The 12,692-nt window shown below is 26.9% G+C and carries 13 protein-coding genes; 11 read left to right on the plus strand and 2 right to left on the minus strand.

Annotation, left to right across the window (positions count from 1 at the left end):
• The first annotated feature begins 147 nt into the window (after positions 1-147).
• On the plus strand, positions 148-864 hold the full coding sequence (locus AB4Y15_RS04755) for a CPBP family intramembrane glutamic endopeptidase (RefSeq protein WP_427338777.1): 717 nt from the start codon (positions 148-150) through the stop codon (positions 862-864).
• Positions 865-928: 64 nt separating this feature from the next.
• On the opposite strand, the gene AB4Y15_RS04760 is transcribed toward AB4Y15_RS04755, so the two are convergent.
• Positions 929-1,858: a DDE-type integrase/transposase/recombinase gene (locus tag AB4Y15_RS04760; RefSeq protein ID WP_427338778.1), complete on the minus strand. Its 930-nt coding sequence runs from the start codon at positions 1,856-1,858 to the stop codon at positions 929-931.
• Between the two features lie 201 nt (positions 1,859-2,059).
• Between AB4Y15_RS04760 and AB4Y15_RS04765 the strand changes: the two genes are divergently transcribed.
• The 4 genes from AB4Y15_RS04765 (at position 2,060) to AB4Y15_RS04780 (ending at position 4,299) form a co-directional block, all read left to right on the plus strand.
• Positions 2,060-2,731: an HD domain-containing protein gene (locus AB4Y15_RS04765; protein WP_427338779.1), complete on the plus strand. Its 672-nt coding sequence runs from the start codon at positions 2,060-2,062 to the stop codon at positions 2,729-2,731.
• Between the two features lie 60 nt (positions 2,732-2,791).
• Positions 2,792-3,268 (plus strand): GNAT family N-acetyltransferase, encoded by a 477-nt coding sequence (locus tag AB4Y15_RS04770; protein ID WP_427338780.1) that lies wholly within the window; start codon positions 2,792-2,794, stop codon positions 3,266-3,268.
• A gap of 25 nt (positions 3,269-3,293) precedes the next feature.
• A complete protein-coding gene (locus AB4Y15_RS04775; protein WP_427338781.1) occupies positions 3,294-3,641 on the plus strand; it encodes an SdpI family protein in 348 nt (115 codons plus the stop codon).
• 61 nt (positions 3,642-3,702) lie between these two features.
• On the plus strand, positions 3,703-4,299 hold the full coding sequence (locus tag AB4Y15_RS04780) for a hypothetical protein (protein WP_427338782.1): 597 nt from the start codon (positions 3,703-3,705) through the stop codon (positions 4,297-4,299).
• 69 nt (positions 4,300-4,368) lie between these two features.
• Here AB4Y15_RS04780 and AB4Y15_RS04785 read toward each other — a convergent pair whose 3' ends face one another.
• Positions 4,369-4,929, minus strand: a complete 561-nt coding sequence (locus AB4Y15_RS04785) for a hypothetical protein (protein WP_427338783.1) — start codon at positions 4,927-4,929, stop codon at positions 4,369-4,371.
• A 105-nt stretch (positions 4,930-5,034) separates the two neighbouring features.
• Between AB4Y15_RS04785 and AB4Y15_RS04790 the strand changes: the two genes are divergently transcribed.
• From AB4Y15_RS04790 to AB4Y15_RS04815, 6 genes are all read left to right on the plus strand, one after another.
• Positions 5,035-6,279, plus strand: coding sequence for a hypothetical protein (locus AB4Y15_RS04790; protein WP_427338784.1), 1,245 nt, complete (start codon positions 5,035-5,037; stop codon positions 6,277-6,279).
• A gap of 246 nt (positions 6,280-6,525) precedes the next feature.
• A complete protein-coding gene (locus AB4Y15_RS04795) occupies positions 6,526-8,520 on the plus strand; it encodes a cell division protein FtsA (RefSeq protein ID WP_427338785.1) in 1,995 nt (664 codons plus the stop codon).
• 108 nt (positions 8,521-8,628) lie between these two features.
• On the plus strand, positions 8,629-9,981 hold the full coding sequence (locus tag AB4Y15_RS04800; RefSeq protein ID WP_427338786.1) for a VanW family protein: 1,353 nt from the start codon (positions 8,629-8,631) through the stop codon (positions 9,979-9,981).
• A gap of 40 nt (positions 9,982-10,021) precedes the next feature.
• Complete coding sequence (locus AB4Y15_RS04805; protein WP_427338787.1) at positions 10,022-10,684, plus strand: DUF2225 domain-containing protein; 663 nt, start codon at positions 10,022-10,024, stop codon at positions 10,682-10,684.
• Positions 10,685-10,692: 8 nt separating this feature from the next.
• Positions 10,693-11,226: a methylated-DNA--[protein]-cysteine S-methyltransferase gene (locus tag AB4Y15_RS04810; protein WP_427338788.1), complete on the plus strand. Its 534-nt coding sequence runs from the start codon at positions 10,693-10,695 to the stop codon at positions 11,224-11,226.
• A 69-nt stretch (positions 11,227-11,295) separates the two neighbouring features.
• On the plus strand, positions 11,296-12,582 hold the full coding sequence (locus AB4Y15_RS04815) for a lipase family alpha/beta hydrolase (protein ID WP_427338789.1): 1,287 nt from the start codon (positions 11,296-11,298) through the stop codon (positions 12,580-12,582).
• The last annotated feature ends 110 nt before the right edge of the window (positions 12,583-12,692 follow it).

A 12,692-nucleotide genomic window follows, 5' to 3' on the forward strand; every position in this document is an offset into this window, starting at 1 on the left:
GTTTTTCCAGGAGAAGATAAAGTTTATAAATCGCCGGAGTAGAAAACAGCACATAACATACGCTTCACGATATCCTACTAAAAGAGTGCAGGACATCGTGAGGCGTAAGGACGTTAGATGTCATAAAGCAAAAGGGGGAATGACCGTATGAATTTTATTAAACAAACATTAATTATGATTACTATCATTTTTATAGTACTTTTATATTGTAAATTAATAAAATTTAATGACAATAAAACAAAAATAAATTATAAAAAGAATTATTTTATTATATTTTCAATAGTTATATTTATGTATATGGTACTTTCAACAATATATTTGATAATAATAAAGAACTATTTTAGTGAAGTATATAAAAATAATAAAATTGTGTTTATGTTATTTGCACAGCTATTAATTTTATTACCTATGTTAATTAATATATTCTATAACGGAGAAAGAATAAATACTATCGGAATAACATCAGAAAATTTTTTGAAATCATTAATTCTAGGTGTTTTGTTGATTGCAGTATATTATTTAATGAAATTAAAACTATATGGAAATAAAGAAATAAACATTACGATTTATAATTTAATGTATTTTTTAATTGTAGGAATTGGAGAAGAAATCTTATGGAGAGGATATGCACAAAATAGATTAATTTATAAATTTGGGAAATTACGAGGACTACTCTTAACAGCTTTAATATTTTCAGTTATACATATACCCCAAAGAATAATAGTACTTGGTTTAGATTTAAAAGGAGTAATAATGAGTATATTTTTTATTATGCCGATTAGTATTACTTTGGGATATATAGCATATAAAACTAAGGACATAATAACCAGCTCAATATTACATACTATTGCAAATCTTATTTAAGCATTTACAACATCTAACATAGCATTATAGATATGCTATAAGATACATAGCGCATCTATAATGCTCAAAACGTTAGACGCTTAAAGAAAAATAGTTTAGCTAATAAGTAAATTGGGTTGCCGTCGAAGATAAATGTTAAATCTTTTGGTATTTCTTTAAAACAGTCTATTACTTGTTTTACTGCCGTACAGGCAGCTAAAGTATCACGTTTTTTAGATACTAAACTTGATATTAATATTTTCTTTACTGGATTTAGTATAAAAAATATATATCTCCATTTACCTTTGATTTTTATGTATGTTTCATCACCACATAATTTTGATGATAAATCTTTAATGTGATCTTTAGTAAAGCCAGATAAACAATAGGCGGCAGCCTGAGCATAATTTAATACTGTTTGATGTGATACTTTAATGTTAAATACTTCATCCATTATTTTAGATACAGTTCTAGACGATAGACCAAAGTTCACATAAAAAGTCATAATTAGCCCTACAATATTTAAAGGATTATGGGCTTTAGTTAAATCAATTTTAGGTCTATTAGGAGTATTAGGATTAAGAGAATCTAAAGAAAACTTAAATTCTCTATAGATATATCTGAGTTTGGATTTATCAGGATTACTTTTATATATTTCTTTTTCTTCTTTAGTTAACGAGTTTAATTTGTTTTGATAATATTTACAATTATCATTCTTACATTTGTAAATTACAAAAGAATTTCTATCTTTAGTTTTTTCTAAAGTATGACCACAGTAAGGACATTTGTTTATAGTTTTCTTATTCGATTTAGAACCTAATATGAAAGTATTTTTACAAACTTTACACAAGCATTGACCTTTCGAGCCATTATTGGCATAGATATACTCTTCAGGAGCACCACAATAAGGGCATTTAGTATCTTTAAGGTAATTAATTTTCTTTCTGCGATTGATAGGTTTAGGAGGTTTGCCATGTTGTAATTCATATAAAGTATATCCAGAGGGGGGAGACAACCAAACCTATATAATCATTAAAATTTCAATGTTTGGGTGTCAAATTTGCTCTAAACTTTTGACAATACCTCTATTCAAAGAGGGGAGATAGTATGCTAAAGCTAAATGATGATAATTAAATTAACTTTGATAAGATAAATAAAGCTTATAGATATATAAGTATATAAGATAAAATATTGTTCAAGGAAGGAGAAGAAATATATGGAGAGTATTGTCTTAAGTGAAGCACGAAAATTCCTTGTTACATATTTGAGAGAAAAAGGATGCACAAATGAAACTAATTATCCTTGGAGAAAAGGGTGGGAGTTTGTTGTATACCATTCATTTCGAGTTGAATCATATGTAATGAAAATTCTTAAAGGTGAAAAACAAAAAATAAGTGGTAAGGAAATCGAGTTATTGCGAACTGCTGCTGTTCTTCATGATATCGGTAGATTTGATGATAGGCAGCAACATGCCAAAGTTGGAGCAGAAATAGTTAAATGTTGGTTAGATGAGAATTATAAAGTATCTTCTCAGATAAAAGATATTGAAAAACTTCTTTATATGATTGAAACTCATTCAGATAAAGACAAGTATGAAGATGATTTTTGCTGTAAAGTGTTAAAAGATGCGGATATATTAGACGAAATTGGTGTGCTTTCGATATTTATGGCTGCTAATCGAGTTGATAATAATTCTCCATTCTTTTTTGACCAGCTATTAGATAGAGTAAGAAATTTTGAAATTGATTTTTGTAATAGAAAAATGCTTAAATTAAAAACATCAACAGCAAAAGAAATTTTAAAAAAGAAGAAAGATTTTATTATTTCATTTACGAATCAGTTAGAAGATGAATTAGATGGAAGGGATATTGTTTTAAGGTTTATATAAAAATGAATAGAAATAATATAAATTTATCAAAACAAAAATTTAAAAATATGGAGGTAAAAAATGAAAAAAATTGAGTATATATCTGGCAATGAAGATTTATTAGATAGTATTGGATTTCTATGGGAGAAGTTAAATAAGCATCATGAGAATAGTTCAAAATACTTCTCGGAAAAATTTTCAAAATTTACATTTGAAGTTAGAAAAAAAGGACTAATAGATAAAGCTAAAAAAGGATTTATGAAAGTTGAGATTGCAAGAGATGTAGAGAAAAATGTAAATATTGGTTATTGCATTAGTACGATAAATGATAGAAACATAGGGGAAATTGAATCATTATATATTGAACCAGACTATAGAAAACTTGGAATTGGTAATGAGTTTATGAGAAATGCACTAGATTGGATGGACTTAAATAATGTGAAATCAATATGTATAGGAGTAAGTGTTGGAAATGAAGAAGTTTTATCATTTTATAAAAAATATGGATTTTTCCCTAAAACTATTATACTTGAACAAGTAAATAATAAATATAAATAGTTTTTAATATAGTGAGGTGGTTAAAATGACTCTGTTTTTTAATATTATTACAGGGGTTTCAATGGTTATCGTAGGTATAATACTTAAAATTTTTCCACCTAAAAAAATCAATTTTATATCTGGATATAGAACATATTTATCTATGAAGAATAAAGAAACTTGGGAAGAAGGAAATAGATATAGTGCAAAAATGCTAATAGTTTTGGGAGTTATTTCTACTATAATTAGTTTTGTTATTTATAAAACTGTAAATCCTAAAATTAGTGCAATAATTTCAACTATTGTCAGTCTCGTTTTAATTATATTAGCAATTCCGCTTACAGAGCTTCATTTAAAAAAATTATTTAATAAAGATGGAAATAGGAAAGTATGAATTTTGTATCATATTATAATAAGCCATACTTTAATTTACCTGAAAAGTCAGGAGTAGGGGGATGAACAATTATATGAGAATAAAAGAATTTATTAATAAAAGCTTGCCTGTTTTATTATGCATATCTATTTTACTTAATATTAATTTGTTGAGTGCATTGTTTGATAAACAAAAAAAGATTGATAGGTTTTTGAAATTAAGTAATTCTGGTACTGCAGAAACAGTTAATATTATTTTATCTGAATTAGAAGATAAATTGGTTAAGGTAGATGAAGAAAAACTTAAAGACAGAAGATACGTAATACAAACTTTAAAGGATATTGGAAGAAAATTGAGTCTGTGTAATCGGTCGTTGGAATTTGCTAGAGAGTTAAATAGCAATTTTGATTTTGATATTTATGAGTTAAAAGAATATATATATAAATTAAGACGATCATTTGTTTTAAGTGAAGAGGGGTTTTCCGATTATGATAGACAAGTGTTGAAGAAAATAGCGAGTATTAGATTATATACAACACTTATGGACTTTTATGAAGAAGATTCATTTTATCAAAAAAAGCCTAGATATTTTATCAGAGATTCATATAAAAAATTAGAAAAAATATGTGATGAAGCTATTAAAAAATTAGATGAGCAAATATATGAAAAGTCCCATTAAGGGACTTTTTCTCTTGTATGTAAAATCGAATGAAGCTGTTTAAAATTAAGGACACAATATAATAATAAATTAATCATTGAAAACATCATCTAATGCACGTTGATACCCTGAATTAAAAGGAAGATAATATCTATAAAACTGTAATAATAATTTTTTTCTTTCTTCGTATCCAGATTTGTTGTAAACATATAAGATATGCTCTAGTAAATCTTTTTGGGCTTTAAAGTAATAATATGACCCATTTCCTTTTGGAATGTTATAAGAGTACGTAGTATTATAACTTTTATCTCCAAGATTATTTAATATCATATAACTATTTTTCTGATTACTTTTAAGCATTTTTTCTATTTCTGACATAATAAAAACTTGATTTTTGTAAAATTCATCATAATAAAGATTGAGAATTTTTTTTTTAATAGAAGGACTTAAATTGTAAAATGTGTTGTCTGGACTTTTCTCATATAACTTAATAATTTTCTCACATACTATTGAATTTTTGCTTACTTCTTTTATAATTTCATTCATTTTTTTAGTTTCAATGTTTTCAATTCTTTTATTGTAAGCAAATATTATAAAAGGACTAGTTATTAATAAGACAAAAATAATTAGTTTTCCGAGAAATTTATTCATAAAACCACCTTTTTACAATATATGATATTTATAGTATAATATTTACAAATAAATAAAAAAATACGGAAGTGTAATATAATGCGCAAAATGGTATGTTTTATCATTATGCTAGTTTTAATTATACCAAATAGTTTAGTGTTTGCACAAGAAAAAATATTAGGCAAAAGTGAAGTTATTAAAAATTCAGCAGTCATAATTGAAAATACATCTAAAATATCTTCTATTGCAGAAATGGAATTAAATAGAAAATTAGAGAGAAAATCTTTAAACGATGTTAGATTTACAAATGTCCAATTTACTGACAAATTACTATTATTAGATGGCAGTGTTTATGGAAAAAAATTTAAATTAAATTTAGAAATGAAAAAGTTTTATCAATCTAATGATATTTTAGTTGGTATTGGTAATGATTCTTTAAATAATTTTAATTTAATTCATATGTCATTTAATAGCATCCAAGGCTACATAAAAGAAATATTTAGTAATAGCCAAAAAACACTTAATATTTATTTAAAGGATAAAAGTAATAATCAGTTGATTTTTATTGAAATAGATGTTGATAAGTCAAAGTTATTATCTAAGGCATTAAATTATTTTAATAAAAATATAGAGAGTCTAGATATTTGTGATAGTAGGGAAATATTATGGTTATCAAAAGTGTTTGAACCTGTATCTACAAAGTTTGAAGAAAACCATAATTTAGTAAATACACTTTCTGTAGTTGCTACTTCTAGTAAGTTCTATACATATACAGAATCATATGCATTTAATGGAACAACATATGATGATGTAATAACTATGAGTTTAGAATTTGAGTATCCTGTAAATGGTGTTATAAACTCTGGAGATTATACAAAAGCACAATTAAAAATATTAAATGCATACCAACATGATACATATTTTGATAAGTATTATTGGGATATAAATATGTTTACTGTTGATGAAATTTCAATACAGATAGGAGTAAGTGATAGAGGATATATTGATAGAGTTCAAAGGGGATTTATAGGATATAGTGATTCAGGAGTAACAATCAATGCTAGTTTTGCTTTGAGCTTAGGATTTGTTTCATTAAATTTGAATTATACCAGCCCTGCAGATATTCGAAGTGAAAACATTTATCCAACTACAGCTTCAAATGCGTGTGATGTAAATTATGATAATTTAGTTCTTACATCAATTGGTACACATCATGCGACTGCACAAGCTTTTTATAAACAGTATGATACAAATATACCAGGATATACAGATTTTCATGCAAAAGCTGATTTTAGAATAAGACATAACATTACAGGTATTGCAAAATATAAAAGTCTTAGCATTTATAAAAACTTAATGTTTGATCTTTAGAAACAAATATATAAAAAATAACTTAATAAAAGTTCTCTGCGATAATAAAAGGTAGGTATTCTTTGAAATGCCTACCTTTTAATTTGCTAAATGAAAAAGTTATGTAGATTTCATATAAATAGTATCATGTATTTATATTTGCAACATTTAAACTAATGATGTAGACTTTTTTGACGTTATAAAAGGAATTATAGGGATTTATGGAGAATAGGTTTAATTGGTTAAATTATAAAAGGGGTGTTTCAAGTGGCCTATGAGATTTCTAATATAGACAAAGAAAGATTGATTTTTTCTTTAGATATAGGTACAAGAACTGTTATTGGATTAGTAGGAATTTATGACGATGAAGGAATATTCAAAATTATAGCCAGCGAAATCAGAGAACATGAAGAAAGAAGCATGTATGATGGACAAATTCATGATATTAATGGTGTTGCTAAAATAGTTAAGGAAGTAAAACAAAGTTTAGAAAATAAAGTTGGTAAAAAATTAGATAAAGTTGCAATAGCTGCAGCAGGTAGAGCACTTAAAACTTACAGGGTAAGGGTTGATAGAAATACAGAAATAGGGACGGAAATAGATAAAACAATGATAGAAAGTTTAGAAATGGAAGCTGTGCAAAAGGCACAGGAGCTGTTAGAGTCTAACAAAAGCATGGAAGAATCTAAATATTATTGTGTTGGGTACACAGTAGTAAATTATTATTTAGATGATAATTTTATAGAAAACTTGGAAGGGCATAGAGGAAATAAAATAGGTGTTGATTTGTTAGCAACATTTTTACCTCATGTAGTTGTAGATAGTTTGTATACTGTAATGAATAGAGTAAATTTAGAAGTAATAAACATTACTTTAGAACCGATTGCAGCTATTAATGTAGCTATTAAGAAAAATCTTAGGTTATTAAATCTTGCTCTTGTTGATATTGGGGCTGGGACTTCAGATATAGCAATTACAAAAGATGGAACAATAGTAGCATATGCAATGGCTTCTATTGCTGGAGATGAAATTACGGAACAAATTGCAAAAACTTACTTACTAGATTATGATACTGCTGAGAAATTAAAAGTAAGTTTAAATAGGGAAACCAAACATAAATTCACAGATATAGTTGGGATAGAGCATGAACTTACAAGTGAAGAGATATTAGATAGTATAATAGAATCTATTGAAAATTTAGCAAAAGAAATTGCAAAACGAATACTAGAATATAACGATAAACCTCCTAGTGCTGTCTTTTTGATAGGAGGAGGTAGTAATATACCTAGATTACCTGATTTGCTTGCTAATTTTTTAGGTTTGCCAAAAGAAAGAGTTGTTATCAGAGATACAAGTTCTATTGAAAATGTAGAAGGTATACCAGAAGAATTGAATGGGCCTCATGCAATTACCCCAATAGGAATAGCTATTACTGCAATACAAAGTAAATATAAAGATTTCTTAGAAATAATCGTAAATGGCAAAAAGGTAAAGCTGTTGAATTCTAAAAAGATAAAAGTATCAGATGTGCTTGTACTTATTGGGTATAATCCAAGAAATCTTATACCTAAAAGAGGGGATGACTTTAAATGCTTTATAAATGGTAAAGAAAAGATAATTAAAGGAGAAATTGGAGAGCCTGCAAAGATATTTGTCAATAGAAGACCTGCTAATCTAGAGCATAAATTAGATAGTGGAGATGAAATTATTATTGAAGCAGCTACAAAGGGTAAAAAAGCTATGCCAAGACTTTATGATTTAGTGAATATAAATAAATGTGTATTTTTGAACGGAGAGAAAATAAATTTAATCAAAAAAGTTGTTGTAAATGGAAGAAGAGTTGATGATAACATTATAATCAATGAAAATGATGAAATTGTATATGATGAGATAAAGACTTTATTTGAGTTGTTAATGGAACGTAATATAAGCATTGAAGAAAATGAAATATTTATTAATGGTAATAAAATATCAAGTGATTGTGAACTTAAAAATAATGATGAGATTTCTGTTGAAATAAAAAAAGAAAAAGATGTTGAAAAAAATAATAGTCATAATACAATTACATTAAAAATTAATGGTGAAGATAAAATTATTTCTTATGAAAAAGAGAGTTTTATATTTGTCGATATTTTTGATTACATCGATTTTGATTTATCAAAACCTATGGGTATGTTAAAGCTTGAAGTAAATGGTAAAAAGGCTGAGTTGATGCAAAAATTAAAAAATGGTGATATTATAAATATATATTGGTCAAAGTGATATAAAGTGGCCTCTTTAGACAGTTAATTTTCATATAATTAGCAATTAATTAATAGTATTTAATAAGGTGAATTAAGATAATGTTATTACTGTCTAAGGGGGCATATTATGTCTGGTTTAAATAGATATTTTGTTAAAGTATTTGTGAGTATATTAATTGCTTTAATTTTATTATTTGTTATATTTATATTTATTTCATTGAATATAACTACTATATATAAAGGTGTTAAAATTAACAATATAGATGTAGGAGGACTGGACAGAAGTGAAGCTATAATACATCTAGAAAGGGAATTGGGTTATAAACTTAATAATAAATTTATTAAATTAATTTATGAAGATTATAAGTATATAATTGAATATAAAGAATTGGGTGTTGCTTATGATTATTACAAAGCTGTTGATGAGGCTTTTTTGATTGGTAGACAAGGTACTATAATAAAGAGAATTAAAGATATATTATATACTAGAGTTAATGGACACAATATAGAAATGGGATTATTGTATAATGATATTAACTTAAGAAATATTATAATTAGAGTTTCTAAAGATATAAATGTAGAAAGTAAAGATGCTTATATAATTTATAGTGAGAATGGTTTTAAAGTATTTCCTGAAGTGTATGGTAGAAAGGTTAATAGAGAAGAATTAGAAAGTAGAATAGTAAGAGCAGTTTTAGTAGGAGGTTCTGTGGAAATACCAGTAGATATAGAAAAACCTAAAATTACAGAGGATATGCTAAAGCATATAAAAGATAGATTAGGAAGTTTTTCTACTACTTTTGCAGGCAGTAGTCCAGGAAGAAAATATAATATTAAATTAGCATCTAGCAGTATTAATGGGAAGATTATTTTACCTGGTGAGGTTTTTTCTTTTAATGAAACTACAGGCCCTAGAGATGCTAATGCAGGGTATAAAGAGGCTAAAATAATATTAGATGGAGATTTAACATCAGGTGTTGGAGGAGGAGTTTGTCAAGTTTCTACAACATTGTATAATGCAGTTTTATTGTCGGACCTTAAAGTAGAGGAGAGACATCCTCATTCTATACCGGCGATATATGTTGAAAAAGGATTAGATGCAACTGTTGCATATGATTATTTAGATTTTAAATTTAGTAATAATACAGATTATCCTGTATATATACATTCAGAAGTTAGAGATAATAATTTAACAATAACGATTTTTGGTAAAAAGGTTAAAAAAAATAGAGTGGTTAAGATAAAATCTAAGATTATTCAGGTATTAAAACCAGAAGTAGAGATAAAAGTTGATAAAAAATTAAAACCAGGAACAAGAAATATATTACAAAAAGGAAGATATGGGTATAAAGTTAAAACGTATAAGGAAATTTATGAGAATGGTAAAAAAATAAAGACAGAGATTATATCTAGCGATTATTACAAACCTAGAAAAGAAATTGTCAAGGTAGGACCTGGACAAACAGATGAATCGCAATAAACGACCTAGTACAATATAAGCAATATACGGAGGGATTACAATGGAAGAATTATACACAAAAAAGGTAAAATGTCCTGTTTGTAAAAGTGATTTTACAACAAGCAAAGTTAAAAGTTCTAAACTAAGAGTTGAAAAAAGAGATACTGATTTTTTTACATATTATAAAGGAGAGAATCCTTTAAAATATAGTGTATTTGTTTGCCCAGAATGTGGGTATGCTGCATTAGAGGACAAGTTTGACAAGATAAAATCTAAAGATATTGAAGTGATTAAGCAGAATGTATCAAATAAATGGATAAAAAGAGAATTTTCTTCAAAGAGAAGTGTGGATGAAGCAATTACATGTTATAAGTTGGCTTTATACTGTGGTCAGCTATTAAACTTTAAAAATTATGACTTGGGAAATATAACTTTAAGACTGGCTTGGATGAACAGATTGAATGGGAATGCAGAAGAAGAAAGATTTTTAAAATTAAGTGTAGAACTTTTTGAAAATGCGTATTATAACGAAGATATTCCTTCGACTCCTTTTGATGAATTATCATTAGCTTATTTGATTGGAGAACTACATAGAAGATTAGGAGATAGAGAAGAGGCGTTAAAATGGTTTAGTAAAGTTATATCTAATAGAGCTATTAAGAATAACCCAAGATTAGACAAGCTAGTAAGGGATCAATGGTATTTAGTCAAAGGAGAGAGGTAGGTATTTAAATGAAAGTCTATTATTATAGTTTTGTCTCGGATTTGCTTGGCGAGATATATTTAGCTTTTACAAGCAAAGGGTTAGTAAGGTTGAGTTTACAGACAGAAGGGAAAGAAAATTTTTTTAATTGGCTTAGAATTTATTTTGATGAAATTAGTGAGTATAATGGTAAAGAGTTGGAATATAGTTTGCAGATAAAGTCATATCTCAAGGGTAAATTAAAAAAGTTTGATATGCCAGTAGAATTTTATGGTACAGAATTTCAAAAAAGAGTCTGGAAACAGCTATTTAAGATTCCATATGGGAGCGTTAAGTCTTATAAAGATATAGCTTTGGCAATAGGGAAACCAAAGGGGTTTAGAGCCGTTGGTGGAGCAAATAACAAAAATCCTATTCCTATTGTTGTTCCGTGTCATAGAGTTATAAATAATAATAGAGAGATAGGTGGATATGGGGGAGGAATTGATTACAAAATTAAATTACTAAAGCTTGAAGGTGTTAAAATAGAAGCTAGGAAAGAAAAATATATAGTTAAATATTAGCAGTTTTATTTTTGCTCATTTTTAAATCCTACCGCATAATATGTTAGAAAAGACATAGAAGGTGGTAGGATGTTTTTTAAATATCCAATAGTTTTTATACCAGGGCTTTTTGGTTCTATTGGTAGCGATATAATTCCTGGTACAGGAAAATTTAGATTCGGACCAGCCGATTATGTATATAGGCCGATAATAGAAGACCTTAATAAACTAGGATATAGGCTTGACGAAAACCTTTTTATAGCGTTTTATGATTGGAGAAAAGAAAATGCTTATTCCGCACAAAAATATTTAATTCCTGTAATTAAAAAAGCAAAAGAGAAGACAAAAAAAGAAAAAGTTAATATTATTTGTCATAGTATGGGCGGGATAGTTGCAAGAGCATATATTCAAAGCGATTTTTATGAAAATGATGTAGATAAACTCATTATGATTTCAACACCTAATAGTGGAGCAGTAAATGCATACTATTTTTGGGCAGGAGGAGAACTGCCTTATAAAGAATATAGCGATAGTTTATTTTTAAAAATTCTTTGGGAGGGTTTTATTTGGATTTTGAAGATTATTCATAGAGAAAAAGATAATTTAAGTTTATTGCACAATTATTTTCCATCAATCAAAGATTTATTACCTAGTAGTGAGTATGGAGATTATCTATTTATAGAAAATAACAATGGATTTATGCGATTCATACCTATTTCTCAAATCAGTAGTAAAAATGAGTTTTTGAATATTTTAAATAAAAACATATACGAAATGTATCAAAAAGGCATAAAAATTTATCTTATAGCAGGAACAGGAAAACAGACTAGAAAGTATTTATGTGTTGAAAAGATACCCAAATCTATTAAATGGTTTGATGGTAAACCCAAATATGCAGTTTATACAATCAGAGGAGATGGGACTGTAACAGAAGAAAGTGTTTATACTGTATATGGAGATAGATATAACATAAAAAGTGATCATGTTGAGATCTTAAAAGAATGTGGAAGTATTTTATCTAGCATTCTAAATATTAAGAGAGCTAGAAGACTTATGAGAGCAAGACACAAAAAGATGTTAAATGTTTATAGTATTATTGCTAGTAATGTAGATAAAATTTCTATTAGTAATAATAGAGGCTGTAATGTTATGTTTAACGATAGGTTTATCAGGGCTGGAGAGTTATATGTTGAGAAATTAGGACAGGATTTCTATTGGATTATAATGGATAATGATAAGTTAAAAAATTTAACAGTAAATATTAAAACTAAAAAAGATAAACAAACTAAAATAATGGTATTAAAAGGTAATGAGAATAGTATAGTTAAAAAAGCTGATGAGGTTGTAAATAAAGAGAATTTTATCTTAAAAATATAGAGAAAATAATTTGAAGAAATAAATACAATTTGATATTATCATATTGTGGATTCAAAAACCCTATTGTTCATTTGATAGGGTTGATATTTTTATGTTTTATCAAGATTTTA

It is taken from the genome of Caloranaerobacter longqiensis, from assembly GCF_050286925.1.
Lineage (GTDB): Bacteria > Bacillota > Clostridia > Tissierellales > Thermohalobacteraceae > Caloranaerobacter.